The organism is Desulfosporosinus paludis (genome assembly GCF_045689965.1).
In the GTDB taxonomy this organism is placed as follows: Bacteria; Bacillota; Desulfitobacteriia; order Desulfitobacteriales; family Desulfitobacteriaceae; genus Desulfosporosinus; species Desulfosporosinus paludis.
In genome coordinates, this window is the sequence record NZ_CP144211.1 from 565234 (window position 1) to 583361 (window position 18128).

At 43.9% G+C, this 18128-nt stretch carries 14 protein-coding genes; all 14 read right to left on the reverse strand.

Annotated elements, in window-relative coordinates; all coding sequences use genetic code 11:
- Positions 1 to 83 precede the first annotated feature (83 nt).
- Positions 84 to 932: an HAD family hydrolase gene (locus VZF35_RS02875; protein ID WP_407310805.1), complete on the reverse strand. Its 849-nt coding sequence runs from the start codon at positions 930 to 932 to the stop codon at positions 84 to 86.
- Complete coding sequence (locus tag VZF35_RS02880) at positions 929 to 2044, reverse strand: cysteine protease StiP family protein (protein WP_407310807.1); 1116 nt, start codon at positions 2042 to 2044, stop codon at positions 929 to 931. Before VZF35_RS02880 ends, VZF35_RS02875 begins: the two co-directional genes overlap by 4 nt.
- On the reverse strand, positions 1986 to 3476 hold the full coding sequence (locus tag VZF35_RS02885) for a phosphoribosyltransferase family protein (protein WP_407310809.1): 1491 nt from the start codon (positions 3474 to 3476) through the stop codon (positions 1986 to 1988). Before VZF35_RS02885 ends, VZF35_RS02880 begins: the two co-directional genes overlap by 59 nt.
- Positions 3427 to 4623, reverse strand: a complete 1197-nt coding sequence (locus VZF35_RS02890; RefSeq protein WP_407310811.1) for an HpcH/HpaI aldolase/citrate lyase family protein — start codon at positions 4621 to 4623, stop codon at positions 3427 to 3429. Before VZF35_RS02890 ends, VZF35_RS02885 begins: the two co-directional genes overlap by 50 nt.
- Positions 4624 to 4798: 175 nt before the next feature.
- The gene (locus tag VZF35_RS02895; RefSeq protein WP_407310813.1) at positions 4799 to 5971 is read right to left on the reverse strand and encodes an NAD(P)/FAD-dependent oxidoreductase; all 1173 of its coding nucleotides are present in this window, start codon (positions 5969 to 5971) and stop codon (positions 4799 to 4801) included.
- Positions 5972 to 6132: 161 nt separating this feature from the next.
- Positions 6133 to 6963 (reverse strand): EFR1 family ferrodoxin, encoded by an 831-nt coding sequence (locus VZF35_RS02900; protein ID WP_407310815.1) that lies wholly within the window; start codon positions 6961 to 6963, stop codon positions 6133 to 6135.
- Between the two features lie 233 nt (positions 6964 to 7196).
- Positions 7197 to 9110, reverse strand: coding sequence for an APC family permease (locus VZF35_RS02905; protein ID WP_407310817.1), 1914 nt, complete (start codon positions 9108 to 9110; stop codon positions 7197 to 7199).
- Positions 9111 to 9610: 500 nt separating this feature from the next.
- A complete protein-coding gene (locus VZF35_RS02910; protein WP_407310819.1) occupies positions 9611 to 10294 on the reverse strand; it encodes a response regulator in 684 nt (227 codons plus the stop codon).
- 236 nt (positions 10295 to 10530) lie between these two features.
- A complete protein-coding gene (locus VZF35_RS02915) occupies positions 10531 to 13251 on the reverse strand; it encodes a DUF4118 domain-containing protein (RefSeq protein ID WP_407310821.1) in 2721 nt (906 codons plus the stop codon).
- Between the two features lie 84 nt (positions 13252 to 13335).
- Positions 13336 to 13908, reverse strand: a complete 573-nt coding sequence (gene kdpC, locus VZF35_RS02920; RefSeq protein WP_407310823.1) for a potassium-transporting ATPase subunit KdpC — start codon at positions 13906 to 13908, stop codon at positions 13336 to 13338.
- Positions 13909 to 13937: 29 nt separating this feature from the next.
- Entirely contained in the window at positions 13938 to 15968 is a 2031-nt protein-coding gene (kdpB, locus tag VZF35_RS02925) for a potassium-transporting ATPase subunit KdpB (RefSeq protein WP_407310825.1), read from the reverse strand.
- Between the two features lie 17 nt (positions 15969 to 15985).
- Entirely contained in the window at positions 15986 to 17692 is a 1707-nt protein-coding gene (kdpA, locus tag VZF35_RS02930) for a potassium-transporting ATPase subunit KdpA (RefSeq protein WP_407314420.1), read from the reverse strand.
- Positions 17692 to 17778 (reverse strand): K(+)-transporting ATPase subunit F, encoded by an 87-nt coding sequence (gene kdpF / locus VZF35_RS02935; RefSeq protein WP_407314422.1) that lies wholly within the window; start codon positions 17776 to 17778, stop codon positions 17692 to 17694. Before kdpF ends, kdpA begins: the two co-directional genes overlap by 1 nt.
- Positions 17771 to 18070, reverse strand: a complete 300-nt coding sequence (locus tag VZF35_RS02940; protein ID WP_407310827.1) for a hypothetical protein — start codon at positions 18068 to 18070, stop codon at positions 17771 to 17773. Before VZF35_RS02940 ends, kdpF begins: the two co-directional genes overlap by 8 nt.
- Positions 18071 to 18128 lie beyond the last annotated feature (58 nt).

Below are 18128 nucleotides of genomic sequence, written 5' to 3' on the forward strand. Positions count from 1 at the left end.
TTCCTCCATCTTGATAGTTTACCATTACATAATACTACATTATTCTTTTTATTTTTACAATGTTTACCATAGCTCATTGTACTTCAAACGGATTCATTATACAACAACTTGCTCTCCAGTATTCTCTGAACAGTTCCTAATATCTCCTCGGCAGCGTCGATACCGCTGATTTTGGTAAATTGAATTCTTTCTCCAGTTAATTTACCCTGTGTATATCGAGAGAATAATTCACCATGGGCAGGCGCAAGAGCGATATCGGCGGCTTTCAGCATCTCCAAATCTAAAAGAGAATCCCCTGCTGCCACCACGGTACTCAGGCCTTCTTTTTCCCGAAGATATTCAATGGCGGCCTTTTTACTGACATGACGCGGGACGAAATAAAGCTTTCGTCCTTGAATCGATAAATCCCAACGATTCTCTCTCGCCCATAGTTCAAAGTCACCTAATTCTTTCATCGGCAGCTTATCTCGGTCGATGACACAATAATAAAAGAGATCATCGGCCAGTGTACCTGAATCCTTGATCACCCAGGACGGATGTGAAATTTCCTGAAACCTGCAGATCAAATCTTGACCTTCCGCACAATGAATGTTTCCTGCGGCAACCTGTTTCGCCCAATCGACATCTTCCCGACCGTGATCAAAGATGGTGCCGCCATTGCTTGTCACAACGTAACGAGGATATATTCCGTAGTCTGCGAAATTAAGCCGTTGATATTGAGTCTTGGTTCGAGTGGTTGTAGGCACAAATAGAATCTGACCGGCCAGCTCTTTCAGCAGGCTGAGAGCACCTTGGGTCATAAAAGAAATACACTGATTCTCCAGTCGTTCAACTGGCCTTAGAGAGGCATCCATCGTTGAGTGGGGCAAGGAACGATGAGAATATATTAACGTTTGGTCAAGATCGCTGGCAAATAAGATTGGTTCCATCATGATAATTGTTTAATCATACCGCAGCTCGCATAGGTCAGTTCCGGGTACACTTCAACCGGAACTCCTCTATCCTTTGCCAACAACAAAATATGCTTCAGATTCGGGTTATCAGGATTGTTAATTAAAATCCTCTCGGGCAGCCGTCTCAAGAGCACCCTGGTCGTTTCGCCCAGGCCAGGCTTAATCAGATTAATATCTCTAACTCCGTACAATTCCTGGATTTGCTTTAAATCTTTTAAGCCTTGCCAAGTCGCTTCAGGGCTCTCCGGCCGAAGGTTAAAAAGCTGTTCCTCGTGAAGGTACTTAAATTTTTCCGAGACCGTATCCACGAAAAGGTTGGATACCTCCTTGTCCTCCAGTTCCTGATAATATCTTGCACCGTGAAAATCGTTTTCTCCGATTAAATCTTTACGCAAAACCGTTCTGCTGATTAAACCGGAGACAGTGGAGTTCAAACAAGCACTGGGAATAAGAAAGTCTTCCCTCGTGCCAAACGTTTGCACACAGTGCCCCGGATCAGCCAGAACAGCCAAATCACTATCGAGTCTATACCCATAGTTTATTTCAAATTCAGCGCAGGCCTCCTTGAGAACCTTGGTTATTGCTCCTTTGCCGGTCCACCCATCGATGAACTGGAGTCTGCCCTCAGGATGCTGTTGGAACATGTAGAGAATAGCATTTTCATCAATGCCCCTGCCACGGATAATCGAGATACTATAGTGCGGCAAATCGCAACCTTTTTTCTCGAGCAAGTAACGTTTAATCAACACCCCGATAGGCGTGCCTGCACGCGCTAAGGATACCAACACTGTTTGCGGACCATTTCTCCTGAAAATTATTTCCGCAACGGTTCCGACTGCCTCAGCAACTTTAAAAGCATTCTCTCCTAATGATCGATAAAAAAGTTCCATATAGTCTTGGCTAGGTTGATATTCAACCGGCAGCATTTCAGAATAATGCCCTCCTGATTGAATCATCCTTTCCCGCAGTTTTAAATCCGTTTCCTGAATAAGTCCATTGAGATTTTTTAATAAGAATATGACATCTTGTGGTCTATAGCTTCCCATCGGCAAAGGGGCTGGAATTGGCTGCAGATGAATTCTTGCGGTCATTCAAAATCCTCCCTTCTGTCGAGGCAACACAAATAACGAAAACTAAGCGAGGGATGCCCTTGTCATGAATCATCCTTACGAGCGGGGTCAAACGCTCGCGGCTGACTTCCCTTTCAAGGAATAAAAACACTTCGTCGTAAGAGTTTTCCGGCAGGTTATAGATATAATTGATAATCCCTGAATCCTCTGGACTCCTGAAAGAACATCCTTCTTGAATCGCATAATCCGGTTTGGCAATCGCGTAAATAGGGCTTCTCGTCGTAGAATGAAACAGCACCCCATCCCCCATGTAGGCAGAGACGAGCATAGGGAAGTACATGAATTCTCCAGTTCCCAGGCAAAGAGTACGCTTTCCCCGGCGGTGGTTCTTTAAAGCTTTGCCGATGTTTCGGGCCAAATGAAAACTTTTCTGCTGCAAGGACGTTGCCAAACCAAATCTTCCGGTTAATTTCAGATAGGGGGTTCTATTCTGAGACCCTTCGGAATCTTGTGAGTAAACAGCAACAGTTTCCGGGAGGCCGGAATCGTTCAATTCCGAGAGCATTTTATACTCAGGGTAACCATCGAGTCCAAGGCTGGGAAGATCTGGAATTATTTGAGGTTCCCAGGAGGAATCGCAAGTAATTTGTCCGTTCCCTGAATTGCTGAGATCAATTTCCCCTTCAATTAAGGAGATTGTATGGACTTTTGTGCCCAGCTCCGATTCCAGACGGCTAAAGTTTGAACGATGTTCCGCAGACCTCCAGTCCAGCAAGGAGAGAACTGCGTAATTCTTCTTGGGATATTGATGATGAATGGCTCGGATAATATTGAGGGCCGTATTGCCCGTCGTCAGCTCATCGTCGATAAGAACAATCCTCTGAGAAGTTCTAAGATAGTCCTCCTTCGTAGGGTAACAACGATGGTTTATAGCATGGGAGTGCTCCTCCCTAAAATCAAGTTCGGATTGCAGAAGAGGAATTTCTTCCCGCGTGGTGTGAAGGTAGTAAGCATCTTCAAACAAACTAAAAACCGCCTGCCCCAAAGCCGTAGCAGTTTCTGCAAAACCGATAAATAATGTCTTATCAGAGAGAGTCAGGAGCGGTTTTTGAATCACTAGTTCATAGACATCTTGCATCTGTTGCTGTGTTTTAAGAGCTTGAATAATTGCCTGAGTGTGAGCATACTCAACATCAGAAAATGTGTTAAAGCATTGAACAGCGAGAGCAGCCCCCGCTAGGAGCGGCAGAAAAGGTGATCCGGGAATATGTTTGCCCAGTACCTTACTGACAAATAAGAATCTTCGCCGGTTGTTTTTCCTGAGTGCTAAGGAAAACAAAGCTTCTGGTTCAAACTCAAAAGGGTTATTTTTTAAACGGATCTTTAAACTAAACCCTTCTAACTCATACGTATAGTTCTTGGGTAAACAAGCTGACGAAATTTTGCTGTTCATGATATACTCCATAATTCTTGGCCCGCAACAATATTTTTTGCGCCCAATGATAATGTGGTTTTGGTTCATTCATTTTATTGGTGTAGTGGCTGCGTAAAACACCCTGTTGCCCATACCCTTGCTCCAGGATAGACAAGGCGTCGAGATACTCTTCATGCCCCACAACATACATGGCATGAACAGGAATAAGATGACTGGGATGGATCACTGTTTTCCCGATCATACCATTTTCCTTATCCAAGATGACCTCACGAATCAAACCATCAATATACTTATTTAAAAGTTGTTTGCGCACATTCGCTTTATTGTGTCCTGGGCTTGTCTGAAATTCTTCAAAGGGGCTTTTACGCAGCAAAGGTTTTAGGACTCTGCCCTCTCCCGCAAAGTATTCCCACACCGGGCCGGAGACAATATAATCACTCTCAGTTCGTCCAAAAATATTGAGGATATCTGCAATACAGTCGCGTATGACTGTTATATCATAGATGGTCACATCCGGCCCTCGTCTTATTCCAAAAAGGCCTGAAAAATCTGTCGCACCGATCCGTACATTCAAAATGAAATCTTGATAGGAATCCAGAAGACGCTTGATCTCCAATAATTCGTGAATCCTTGTTTCTTGATAAATGACTCCAGGACTTTCGATAATCGGCATTCCGTAGAACCGATCCGAGGATTGGTGATTCAGATCCCTAAGAATCTCCAGATAGCGATAACTATCCGAAGAGAATTTCGGAAAGATAAAACCCGCTACCAATTTGGAACCATCCTCCATTTTGTCAAGAAGTCTTAGAATCTGATCTGGAGTACGAACTCGAACAAAGATCAGAGGAAGGTCCTCCTGAGCTAATTCTCCTTGTTCGATAGCCATGCCAAGGTTCTGTATCTGAGCCGTTAGATTTTCTTCGGCCAAAAGCACCTCCGAATCTCCAATAGAATCTTCCAAACAAACGACTGTAGAAACTAAGCTCGGATTCTTTTTGCTGATGATCTCCTGAGCGATTGTTTTCCGAGTCCCCGGCATATACAGTGTCGCTCCTAAAGCAGAGGAGAGAATAGAGCGCGGGGTGTATTTATTAAAAGGCTCCGGCCTCTTAAAAAACGTGATATCCTGGCTTTCTTGTGTTAGATAGCTAAAATGTTTCACTTTAACGTCCTAACCATTACGTTAGTGTTCCCTCCTCACATAGCTGGGCAAGTCAATAAGCAAACCTCAATTAATAAACCTCCATGAGTAAATTCTAGCTTTCCATTTTAAATCCCTCTTTATTAAGGGCCTCAATTTCTCTTCATTTTCGTATGAACTCGGAAAACTAGATCAATTAAAAAACGAAGGATTCTGACAGGCAACCTTTAGAGAATCGTTCAAGATGGAATAAGTCACTACCAACTTGCTCACTCTTACCCTTTAAAATCAGGTCTGCTGAGATGCGTCCAACGGCCGGAGCATGCATAAAGCCATGACCGCCAAAACCGCTCGTTAGATAAAGCCCTTTTAAACCTGGTACTTCACCAATAATCGGATGAAAATCCGGAGTTTGCTCACGTATCCCCGTATACGTGCGCAGCCATTTAATATTGATCGCAGAAGGGATTGTCTCCATCGCAGCCAAAAAGAAATCTTCCGCCAGAGATTTGTCAACGATTTCGTGTAATCCAGGCCGCGTGTCTTTATCGGTTCCTCCCAATAAAACGGTCTTGGCGCTGGCTTCCTGATGCAGATAAAATCCTGAGGCTAAATCGACAATCAGAGGAGTTGCGGACGGCACATCTTTGGGATTAGTACAGACATAAACCTGACGGCGAAAGGACTGTACGGGAAGGTTAACCCCTGCCGTGACAGCTAACCTGGCGGCATAAGGACCGGCAGCATTGACAATAATCGGACTTAAAAAGGTGCCTTGCGTCGTCTCAACGCCTGCGACCGCATCTCCCTGACGGATAATTTTCTTTACTTCACATTCGAAATACACGGGAACTCCTCGGCGCCGTACTGAGGCATAAAGAGCTGCCAAAACGGCATACGGGTCAGCATAGGCATCCCATTGCCCCAAGGTCCCACCCAAGTAATGGTCTCTCTGCAGATATGGAAAATTTCTTTCGAGGTCTTCTTGGGACAATACTTTTATCGGTATATTATCGCCCTTGGCCTGTTCCGTGGCGAATTTCAGATCCGCCCACAATCCTTCATCAGAGGCCAGCATTAAATAGCCTCTTTCCCGATACCAGATCGGCGTATCAAATGCCAACTCAAAATCAAGGAAGAAATCCCTGCTGAGAAGGCTAAGCTGACGAAGCAAAGAACTGCTAAATTGGTAGCGTATCCCCCCTGTGCATTTCCCTGTAGAACCCAGACCTAGTAATCTTTCTTTTTCCAATAGAATAATGGATCGTTGGGGATCAGCCTCCAGAAGGTGATAAGCCACACTTAAGCCAATAATCCCTGCACCAATGATTATGATATCTGGTTTAAGTTGTTTAGTACTAATGTTCATGACATTTCTCCTCCCATCAAGCGCCGATTGCCGCCTCTGAGTTCATACCCGGATTTTTTAGGCATTCAAATGCTTATTAGCCTGTTAAATAAAATAAGCCCTTCAGTAGACAGGGCTTTCGAGGCGAACATCACGATCTGTTTTGAAATTTCCAGATCATCTTAGAGAAATAATTCCGGCTCTCTTCGAGCAGTATATTCTATTTCTAATTCTTCTTTATGTCTTAAATAATCGGGATCATCATAATACTTTGCCTGTGAAGGACAATTTTTAACACATGCACCACATTTAATACAAATACCACACAGTTTAGAGACATCGTCTCTATCAATGGAACCCATAGGACAAACCTCAACACAAAGTTTACAGTCAATGCAATGGCTATTTGTTTTTGGAGTTACCTTCCTTATATCCACTGGATTATCGTCTTTATTTTTAGGCTTGTAATAGTTTCTATAAGGTTGATTTCCTTTGACAGCTACCGTCTGAAATTCCCCCGGAGTTATTAGTTTCGTATGTAGGCGATCTGCAAAATCATCGACGATAACCATGTCTTTCTCATCCGGTCTGTTCTTAGCAAGGGTTAACGAAAATGAGTGTTCTCCAATAAATGCCCCTGCTGCAATGACCTTAAAACCGTTAAACTTAAGAATATCGTTCAATTCTATTAAAGCATCGTCATAATTTCTATTTCCATAGACAACGACAGGGACCGCTAAAGCGCCATGACCACTAATAGTATTTAGATAGTTTAGTAAGACATTAGGGACTCTTCCTGCATAGACGGGAACTCCGATAATTACGACGTCTTGTTCTGAAAAAGACACTGGTTTCAACCTGACTCCTGGTAAAGTAAAATCAAGATTGTTTGTGACTATTTTCCAATCAGGTTTCTCAGACACATTTTCCGAAAGCTTCTTGGCTATTCCAGATACTATTTTTTTAGTCGTACCTGTTGCGCTAAAATACATTGAGGTAATCGTCTTATTCATAACAAGGCCCTCCTTTATCTCTCCCCAAGATCAACATGGAAAATATCCCTGCAGACAACTATATTCCAAATTGACGGCGAAACATAGCGAAAAAACGGACCTATGACAAAAATAATAGTCAAAGAGGCTATTGTTTAATAAGCCACTACCCCTCCAAAGTTTACTACGATTTTAAAACAATAAGACCACTTAACTCTAGAGTAGCACACTCCTAGTTAAATGGTCTCATTTTCTTATTCGTTAACAGGTGGATGATATGGTACGCTTGTCACTAGAATATTCTTGTGAAGCAAAAGTAACAGTTTCATTAACTGTCCAGTCTGGTTGTGCAGGAAGTTCTGCCATAACTTTGGCGGGACAAATTCGGGAATAACCAAAGTAACGGTTGTATACCGTGGATCTTTCTCAAGATTATCCAAGTACTGTAACAGGTCTTGAACAGTAGCTCTATAAGGCGAATCTACAATTTCTAGGTCTATTTGAATATCGCTTTGTTTCCAATGTCTTTGCAGTTTTTCTGCCCTTTCCTTATCAGAGGCTATGTGAACTGCCGAAATCAATGGAGTCAACTCATATCCATATTGAAGCGCCTGAAGAACTATTCTGTTTAAATCAAATACTGGGACAACAATTTTGCTTCGATATTCTGAAATGTCAACATTTGAACGGCGATTAAAAATTCTAGTGATTTCCTTATTGAATAATTCAATATCTTCTTTTGTAGGTTTAATAAGCGTGATTTCGTGCTTATAAACCTTTGCTACAACATTGAAGAAAAACATAAGCAACGGGATAATAATTGCTACCAACCATGCTCCTTCAGTGAATTTTGTTATCAAGAATATCAAGAACATCAGGAACGACACAATACCACCAAATGAGAAGATTGCCAAGTCTCTATAATATGTTTTAGGTTTGGTCTGAATGCAATGTTTCGCCAAGCCAAAACCGGTTAGAGAAAAGCTGATAAACACTCCGATGGCATATAAAGGTAACATGCTATGGGTATCACCTTGGAAAATAATAATCAACACCAAACCTATAATGCTTAAGGTCCAAATTCCTGCACTATACACCAAACGGTCACCAAGATTTTTAAAATAGCGAGGGGCATACCCATCACGGGCCATCAAACTTAAGAGGATCGGCAAACCTACAAAGGGTGTGTTTGCGGCTATAACCAAAATAATTGCTATTCCTGCCATTAAAATATAATACATAATTGTCTTGCCAAAAATCAACAATCCTAGCTGGTTTATAATTGTATTATCATCACTTGGTATTAGCTGATATTTACTTGCTAGGAACACCAACCCAGCAAGTCCAACCGCCACAATGAATCCGAGCACAAATAAGGTTTTAATAGCTTTCTTCTGGGCTGGAGCTTTGAAAGCTGTTACACCGTTGCTTACTGCTTCAGTCCCTGTCAAAGCTGTAGTACCCGCTGCCATAGCCCGTAAAAATACAAACACAGTTAAACTTTGGGCATTAGCAGCAATTATGCTCTGAGAATGCGGCATAGGAGTTATACCATACACCAAATACTTAAACATTCCAAAACCCACAAGTGCGAAAATACTGATTATATAAGTATATACTGGCAGTGAAAATAGTCGTGCTGACTCTTTTAATCCACGCAAGTTAACCACGGTCATAAATAAAATGATAAGACAATCGGCCAATACCTTGTGAGGAGTTGGTTCTAACCAACGAAAGATTCCCGTAAGATTCTCAACAGCTGAACTAACACTAACAGCCACAGTTAAAATATAATCTATACTCAGACTAGCACCAGCCAACAGCCCCATCTTTTCTCCTAAATAGGCATGAGCAACGGTGTAGGACCCTCCGCCCTGAGCATATTTTTGAATTGTACGGCGATAGAGCATTAAAATGCTTAAAAACAATAGAATGATAGCGGTCGTGACCTTCATCGATGCGGCGTAGCCTGCAGTTCCAGCCAAAATTAAAACGTACAAAATTGCATCTGGAGCATAGCCCTGAGAAGATATAACATCAGAACCAAAGATAGGGATTCCGCCAAAGATACCAACCTTATGATTTTCCGCACTTTGCGTTTCAAGAGGACATCCAAATATTAACATTCTTAACCTTAACCAAATTAATTTGCTGCTGGCCGAAGCCATAAAAAACACCTTCTTCTGAGTTTATCTTTGATAAACTATAGATTTATTCTATTTAAAATTATTTGCAAAGTGAATAGACTTATGTGATCTTCACAATAAATTGATATCCTCCTCTAATTTTATTGTCTTTAAAAAGGTACAATGGTCCAAAAAGACATTGTAATAAGATACAGGCTCAGTAATATATACAGAGCCTTTTCTTAATCATTAAAATTCCGACCGATATAGAATACTTCTTGATTGCCTTATTATAGCCCAAAATCCTCAAAAAGAAAGTATATTAAGGTCTGCTTTACCATAAAAAATTCATAAAGATTAAAGGTTAAAAAATCTGAATTTATTTAAAATAATAAATTTTTAATATATTTTTATGTTGGCAGTTGCTTCAAATTTTCCAAAGGAATCTTTGGTAAGAAGATAAGGTCTAATATGGTCATTTGATTGATTCTGATAAAAAATCCTCCGCATCTACTGCAGAGGAAGGATTAAGTATAATATAGTTAAAGCAATCGGTAACCGACGCCCGGCTCAGTGATGATATGTCGTGGGCGAGAGGGATCCAGCTCTATCTTTCGCCTAAGCTGTCCCATGTAAACTCTAAGGTACTGGATATTATTCTCAAAGATTTCTCCCCAAACCGCGTGAAGTAAAAACCTGTGCGTCAGCACCTTTCCAGCATTGATAGCCAAGTGTTTTACTAATTCGTACTCTGTGGGGGTTAGTTTTATTTCTACTTCCAATAATTTCACGTTGCGATGAGCTAAATCAATCGATAAATCGTCAAATTTCAAGACAGGTTCTTCACCAATGGCTATCGTATGCCGTAAACCTGTCCGAATTCGAGCCAATAATTCGCCCATCCCGAATGGCTTGGTGACATAATCGTCGGCGCCTGAATCTAAGGCAATAATCTTTGCTTGTTCTTGTTCTTTGGCTGAGAGAATGATGATCGGTACCTTAGACCATTCCCGTAAAATGTGTAGTACCTCAAGACCATCAAGGTCGGGTAATCCTAAATCTAAAATAACAAGGTTTGGAGCAAAAGTTGTTACTACATCCAGAGCCTCTTTACCAGTCCCCACATCTTTTACATCATAGCCGTGGCTCGTAAGGCTAATCCGCAAAAATCGGCGAATTTGCAACTCATCGTCAACTATTAAAATTCGTGGTCCTTTCGTCTCCATATTAATCTCCTTCTTTAAATTATAAAGATCAATGTGGGGTAGTCAACCAATCGTTGAGACTCCCAGTTCTATAAGTGGGAGTGGCCCCCATACTTAGCCTCTGTGACGACAGTCTCCAGTGACATAAGTCCCCAGTGGAAACTTACGTAAAGCGCCTTTCCCAATAGGAACACATTGTGGCGAAGGGGGTAGACTCCCCCACCGAAGTCTCGATGTTCAACTTTAGTTAAACGAGTTCAATCGTTAGCAGCCTCTCCAAGAGGCAGATTTTCTGTTCCATCTGTTAAAGGCAAAGTAAATATTATTGTTACTCCCTCCAAATCATTGTTTTCCGCCCAAATCTCTCCACCGTGAACTTCTATGATACCTTTACAAATCGCAAGTCCTAACCCCGTACCGCTAACTTGCAGCGGAGAACTGAGTCGGTAAAACTTATCAAACACCTTACTCAAATCTGTCTCAGGAATCCCGTGGCCTCGATTCGCTACATTAATCTCCAAATGCTGGCCTTTTTGCCGAACCGAAACAATAATTTTACTGTTCGGTTCCGAATACTTCTGGGCGTTGTCCAACAGGTTAATCAGTACTTGTTCGATCAATACATAATCCGCTCGAACCAACGGTAAATTTTCCGGAACCTCTATATCTAAAGGACGACTGGTGACAACAGTCCCTAGTCTATTCACCGCAACTCCTATTATATCCTGAATGTCGCACCAATCCTTGTTTAACTTGAGCATCCCGCTTTCTAAGCGGGCCATATCCAACAGGTTGCTGACAAATCTGTTCATCCGCTCCGCTCCCTGAAGGATTGTTTGCAACAAATCATGACGGGCTTCTGGGGAATAAATCTCGTTATGATCTTCCAACAGACCTGTTGCAGCACCGATAATTGAGGCTAACGGTGTTCGTAAATCATGGGAAAGGGAATTAAATAATGCCGTACGCAAACGCTCAGATTCCGCCAGGGTATGGGCTTGCCTAGCTTCTTCCGCTAGTTTAATTCTGTTAATCGCCATCGCAGCTAAGCCAGCAACGGCTTCCAAAAGCCGAATGCGTTCCGGATCAAACTGCCCTTCGCTATGGTGAAAGCGAATACCTAATACTCCTTGTGTACCCTGTTCGATACTGAGTGGCAAATAGAGTCCGGAGGCTGCCCCCAAGGTCTCCGTTCCCCGCCCGGCTTTTTGTCCCCGCTCAAACACCCAAGTTGCCACAGCCTGTTCGCTGTCGTTCAAAAAAGAATCAGGACTTGAACTTTGCATTAAGACTAATTTGCCATTTACATCCGGCAGCAGAAGAACCACTTGTCCTTCCAAAGTATCAGCCACTTTCCGGACGATACTCTCAAGGACGTTCTCCAATTTATCCACAGCCGCAATATCCCGGCTTAGGGAATATAAGGTAGCTACCCGGTTCTCCCGTTGACGTGAATAGCAGATCTGATTTTTCAATCTCGCCGAAAGGGTTCCCGTTACTATACCCACTAGCATGAAAATAATAAAACTAATAAAATAGCGAATATCGCTGACCGTAAAGCTATAAAGTGGAGGAACAAATAAGAAGTCAAACGTTATAGCACCTACGACTGAAGAAATTATTGCCGGCTTTCTTCCCCAACGGGCTGAACTTATAAGCACCGGCAAGAGATAAAGCATACAAATATTGATCGTTCCCAAATAATTCTTAATGGGCTCAATCAGCAAAGTAAGGCCCGCCATCATCAGAACGGACCAAACATACGATGTTATGGACAAGTTTTTGGGGTGAAGGTGTTTAATCTGTTGATCTTTGGTCTGATTATTTACTTCCGGTTTATCTCCTCCCCGACGTCCTGCGATGATATGAACACTCATCCCGTGACTGTTTCTAATGACTTTGTTCACGATGGAACCGTGCATCCATTCCCGTAACATGGTTTGTTCCGGCTTCCCGATAATAATCTGAGAAACATTGCGCCTTCTAGCTAATTCCAGAATCTCTGCCGCCACATCATCTCCATTTAGGGCCACAGTTTCAGCGCCCAGCTTTTCCGCTAACCGCAGGTTTTGGGCCATCGCGTCTTTCTCAGCTTCACCATTAGGCTGGCGACCTTGTGGTTCAACATGAACAGCGATTAATTCCGCCTTAAGTCGGGTCCCCATACGTTTAGCATGTCGAATTAATTTTCCTGAAAAGGGGCTAGACCCAATACACACCAAAACTTTTTCCCCTGTTGGCCAAGGACCCTCAATACCGTGCATCCTCATATATGATTCCAATTGACGGTCCACCCGTTGTGCCGTATAACGCATCGAAATCTCGCGCAAAGCATTGATATTTCCCGGCCGAAAAAACTTTTTCATAGCATCGGCCGCTTGGTCTGGGACATAAACTTTGCCGTCTTTTAGCCGCTGAATCAACTCTTCCGGGGGAATATCGACTAATTGAATCTGAGAAGCAATCTCTAGAATTCGGTCAGGGACTGTTTCGCGTACGTTAACCTCGGTAATCTGCGCCACTACATCATTAAAACTTTCCACGTGCTGGATATTCAACGTAGTATGAACATTGATACCCGAAGCCAATAATTCCTCAACATCTTGGTAGCGCTTGACATGGCGGGAACCCGGGATATTGGTATGAGCCAGTTCATCGACCAACACAATCTGGGGATGACGAGTAAGGATTGCGTCCAAATCCATCTCTTGAAAAACTCTGCCCCTATATTCTAGGGAACGAGTCGGAATGATAGGCATTCCCTGCAGCATTGCTTCAGTTTCCACCCGTTGATGCGTTTCGACTAAGCCAACGACTATATCTTGACCCTCAGCTAATCTCTCTTTAGCAACCTCCAACATAGCATAGGTCTTACCTACACCGGCCATTGCACCCAAAAAAACTGTCAGCTTTCCATACCCTTCCTTATGCAGGCTGGCTAATAATTCATCCGGATCTAATCGTTTCTCCCTGTCCATATTGCTATCACCAACTTCATTAAAACATTGCTTCTTTACCCACCCGAATATCGTTGCAGAAACATAATGATATAACTCACATCTTTATTGTTCATCCAAAGCCAGGTTCAATTTCAGGACATTGACGCGAGGTTCTCCGAGAAAACCAAATTGTCGGCCTTCCGTATACTGATCAACCAGAGCCTGTACTTTTTGTCCACTCATATTTCTGGCTTTGGCTACTCTTGCTACCTGAATCTGGGCGGCGGTCGGAGTGATATCTGGGTCCAGTCCACTTGCCGAAGCCGTAATTAGGTCGCTGGGTACATGGGTATTGGAAGATAGACCGTTGTCAGCTCTAACTTGATCCGCTTGCTTGGCAACCTGATCCAAAAAAGACTTGTTCGTCGGTCCCATGTTCGAACCGCCAGAACTCGTGGCATCATAACCGTCTTTCCCTGCTGCCGAAGGACGGCCATGAAAGTATCGTGGATCACTGAAGTTTTGACCTATCATCTCCGAGCCAACCGGTTTTCCGTTTTGGTATGCCATAGAGCCGTTGGCCTGATGCGGAAACATCAACTGCGCCAGGCCCGTAACAACTAAGGGATAGGCAATCCCGGTGATGATTGTCATAACTAATAATAACATAAAAGCCCTGCCCCAAGTCTTTAGCATCAAAATTCCCATCCTTTCCGTTTAACACCTTAACTTAATCCTAAAGCAACCAGTAACATATCGATTAACTTTATTCCAATAAAGGGGGCAATCAAGCCTCCCAACCCGTAGATTAAGAGGTTTCGCTTCAAAATCGCATTTGCTCCCAGAGGACGATATGCGATCCCGCGCAAAGCTAAAGGTACTAGGGCGATGATAATCAAGGCGTTGAAAATTACTGCAGAGAGTATGGCACTCTGTGCCGTAGCTAAATGCATTATATTTAGGGTGCCCAATTCCGGATAAGTGACCACAAACAGAGCTGGAATAATGGCAAAGTATTTAGCAACATCATTCGCAATACTGAAAGTAGTCAGAGCTCCTCTGGTCATCAGGAGCTGTTTTCCGATTTCAACGATCTCGATGAGCTTTGTGGGATTGCTATCCAAATCAACCATATTTCCGGCTTCTTTAGCTGCCTGAGTACCGCTGTTCATGGCTACCCCGACATCGGACTGAGCTAAGGCCGGAGCATCGTTTGTCCCGTCGCCGGTCATTGCTACCAGATTTCCTTTGCCTTGATACTCCCGAATTAACGTTAGTTTATTTTCAGGGGTTGCTTCGGCTAAAAAATCGTCCACCCCGGCTTCGGCAGCGATAGCAGCAGCTGTTAATGGGTTATCCCCTGTAATCATAACGGTCTTGATCCCCATCCGACGAAGCTGGGCGAATCTTTCGTTGATGCCTCCTTTAACGACATCTTTGAGATATATGACTCCCAAAGCTTGACCATCTTCAGCGACCACTAAGGGAGTACCGCCTTTTTTAGCGATGCTTTCAACGGCAGCTTTCACCCCTGGGGCCAGGGTTTCCCCTTTTTCCCGTAAATACTTCTCAATCGAATCCATAGCCCCTTTGCGGATTTCCCGTCCTTGCAGGTTCACACCACTCATCCGGGTGTGTGCGCTAAATGGTATGAATTCAGCTCCTAAACTGTTAATATCACGTTCCCGCAAATTGTACTTTTCTTTGGCTAGGATCACAATACTGCGTCCTTCCGGAGTCTCATCCGCTAAGGATGACAGTTGGGCCGCATCCGCTAATTTTTCAGGAGAAACACCGGGCGCCGGAACAAATTCTGTCGCCATTCTGTTGCCAAGGGTGATCGTACCGGTTTTATCTAAGAGCAGCACTCCGACATCTCCGGCAGCTTCTACTGCTCGCCCGGACATAGCTAAGACATTCCGTTTCAATAAGCGATCCATGCCGGCTATTCCAATCGCACTGAGCAACCCCCCAATAGTGGTAGGGATTAGACAAACCATCAATGCCGCCAACACCGGGATTGATAGTGTAGCCCCGGAGTAGATGGCATAAGGCTCCAATGTTGCCACAGCAAGCAGGAAGACAATCGTTAACCCAATTAAGAGAATTGTTAAGGCAATTTCATTAGGCGTTTTTTGCCGCTTTGCTCCTTCAACCAGGCTGATCATTCGATCCAGGAAGGTTTCTCCTGGATTAGCCGTGATTCTAACCTTAATCCAGTCGGATAAAACTTTGGTGCCACCCGTAACCGAGCTTCGGTCACCGCCAGACTCTCTAATGACCGGTGCCGATTCACCGGTAATTGCGCTCTCATCGACTGAGGCAATCCCTTCAATGACTTCCCCATCACCGGGAATAATGTCCCCTGTCTCGACCAGAACAACGTCATCCTTACGTAACGCGGAAGCGGAAATACCCTCTGTTTTACCTCCTGAAATTTTCTTAGCGATTGTCTCACTTTTGGTTTTGCGCAGGGTGTCAGCCTGTGCTTTACCACGACCTTCAGCCAGAGCTTCAGCAAAGTTGGCAAACAAGACGGTAATCCACAACCAGAGGGCGATCTGTCCGTCAAACCAAAAATCCCCAGCTCGCCCAACCGCGATGTCTCTGATGGTAAAATACGTGGTAAGCACAGCTAATATTTCTACCACGAGCATCACTGGATTTTTCCACATGACCCGGGGATCCAACTTTGTAAAGGATTCTTTCACTGCTTGGGCGAGAATGCCTCGGTCCAAACTTGACTTTTTGCTCATAATTCTTAAGTTCCCCCTTAAAAGGCCTTGCCAGCCCACATTAATAGCTGTTCTACGATTGGCCCCAAAGCCAAAGCTGGGAAAAAGGTCAAAGCACCAACAATCACTATGACGCCGGACAACAGGCCTGCAAATATTCCGCCTGTTGTCTGAAAAGTACCAGCACTAACAGGGGCAATTTTTTTGTTGGCCATACTCCCGGAAATGGCTAAGAGCGGTAAGATTACACCAAAGCGGCCTACAAACATTGCTGTTGCCAGAGCTAGGTTATAAAAGTAAGTGTTAGCATTTAGCCCGGCAAAAGCACTGCCGTTATTGCCTGAGGCTGAGGCAAAGGCATACAACATTTCACTGAGACCATGCGGCCCGGAGTTAGCTAGAGAGGAAGTTCCGGCGGGAATGACCGAGGCCAGAGAACTGCCTATTAGAATGCAGGCCGACGGGATCAGGACCACTAAGACCGCCATTTTCATCTCAAAACCTTCGATTTTCTTTCCGAGGTATTCCGGAGTTCGACCGACCATCAGCCCCACGATAAACACCGTCAATATCACAAAGGTGAGAATACTGTAGAGCCCGGCCCCAACACCGCCGAACACGCATTCACCCAGCATGATTCCCAACATAGGTATCAGGCCGCCTAAAGGCGTAAGGCTGTCATGCATTGCATTTACGGCTCCGCTGGAAGTGACCGTGGTGATGGTTGCAAACAAGGCAGAGTTAACAACTCCAAACCTGACTTCTTTACCTTCCATAACGGAGGCTCCGGTAATTCCAATCTTACTAATGAGAGGATTACCAGCGATTTCCGAGCTATAAGTGGTGCCTATCATAATCACCAGCAACATTAGAGCTGCGATGAAAATCACTCGGCCTTGTTTGATATCTTTAACCATATGGCCGAAGGTGAAGGTCAATCCTACCGGGATCACCAGAATAAATAACATCTCCAGCAAATTGCTGAATGGAGTCGGGTTTTCAAAGGGGTGAGCGGAGTTGGCATTGAAGAAGCCGCCGCCGTTTGTGCCTAATTCCTTGATCGCTTCCTGGGAAGCTACAGGGCCCATCGCCAGTGTCTGATTAGCTCCTTGGACCGTATGCACCGTGAGATAGGGAGACAAGTTCTGAATCACTCCCTGGGAAACCAAAAGCAAGGCCCCAACAATGGCGAGCGGCAACAAGATCTTTAGAACAGCACGTGTTAGGTCTACCCAGAAATTGCCGATTGACTTGGTCTGACGTCTGGTAAATCCTCTTATCAAGGCCACTGCTACCGCAATACCAGTTGCGGCAGACACAAAGTTATGCACTGTCATACCCGCCATTTGAGTAAAGTAACTCATGGTGGATTCACCGGAATAAGCCTGCCAATTGGTGTTGGTGACGAAACTGACGGCAGTGTTTAAGGCCAGATCCCAACGCATCGCTCCAAATCCCTGGGGATTAAAGGGCAAGATTCCTTGCGCCAGTTGTAGAATAAAGAGAGTTACAATGCCAAGAAGGTTAAAGGCCATCAAGGCTAAAGCATACTCCTTCCAGCCCATTTCTTTGGTACTATCAATCCCACTGACACGATAAACCAACCTTTCCAGCGGTCCCATGACCCTGTCTATCAACGTTTGTTCACCCTGCAGCACCTTGGCCATATACCGACCGAGGGGAATTGCCAATAGGACAAGCACAACCAGGTAAAACCCTAATTGCAAGAAATCATTAGCAGTCATCATAATTCCTCCGCTTTCAATAAAGTGTAACTAAGATAGATTAAAAGACCGAGGGCCACGATACCACCCAGGATCATGTCAGCCATTCGTCTCCCCCCTTGATGTCTCAACTTGGTTTTTTTCGTCTGGTCGTTCGTGAAAATATACTTCCATAATTTTAACCTTGCCAGAAAGGTAATATTCTCGAACATCCGCTTTCTCATCGCTTTTCAGTGCTGTCAGGTTATGAATCTTCTCCAGATAATTGATACATTTATCGGTAAACATCTCTTTGCCAGAGGCAACCTGATACCTTTCAAGAACAATAAAGAAAAGCAATAGGATTACCACTATAGAAATCCCGGCTAAAACTGCCTCCACTAATTGAAATAATTGCATGATCATTAATCCCCTTAATCATCACTCTCCTACCGTTTCGTGGAACCATTACCTCCTA

Coding starts and splice junctions, on each gene's coding strand:
- VZF35_RS02875 (WP_407310805.1), bottom strand. CDS start 932: ATGATGGAACCAATCTTATTTGCCAGCGATCTTGACCAAACGTTAATA.
- VZF35_RS02880 (WP_407310807.1), bottom strand. CDS start 2,044: ATGACCGCAAGAATTCATCTGCAGCCAATTCCAGCCCCTTTGCCGATG.
- VZF35_RS02885 (WP_407310809.1), bottom strand. CDS start 3,476: ATGAACAGCAAAATTTCGTCAGCTTGTTTACCCAAGAACTATACGTAT.
- VZF35_RS02895 (WP_407310813.1), bottom strand. CDS start 5,971: ATGAACATTAGTACTAAACAACTTAAACCAGATATCATAATCATTGGT.
- VZF35_RS02900 (WP_407310815.1), bottom strand. CDS start 6,963: ATGAATAAGACGATTACCTCAATGTATTTTAGCGCAACAGGTACGACT.
- VZF35_RS02905 (WP_407310817.1), bottom strand. CDS start 9,110: ATGGCTTCGGCCAGCAGCAAATTAATTTGGTTAAGGTTAAGAATGTTA.
- VZF35_RS02910 (WP_407310819.1), bottom strand. CDS start 10,294: ATGGAGACGAAAGGACCACGAATTTTAATAGTTGACGATGAGTTGCAA.
- VZF35_RS02915 (WP_407310821.1), bottom strand. CDS start 13,251: ATGGACAGGGAGAAACGATTAGATCCGGATGAATTATTAGCCAGCCTG.
- kdpC (WP_407310823.1), bottom strand. CDS start 13,908: ATGCTAAAGACTTGGGGCAGGGCTTTTATGTTATTATTAGTTATGACA.
- kdpB (WP_407310825.1), bottom strand. CDS start 15,968: ATGAGCAAAAAGTCAAGTTTGGACCGAGGCATTCTCGCCCAAGCAGTG.
- kdpA (WP_407314420.1), bottom strand. CDS start 17,692: ATGACTGCTAATGATTTCTTGCAATTAGGGTTTTACCTGGTTGTGCTT.
- kdpF (WP_407314422.1), bottom strand. CDS start 17,778: ATGGCTGACATGATCCTGGGTGGTATCGTGGCCCTCGGTCTTTTAATC.
- VZF35_RS02940 (WP_407310827.1), bottom strand. CDS start 18,070: ATGCAATTATTTCAATTAGTGGAGGCAGTTTTAGCCGGGATTTCTATA.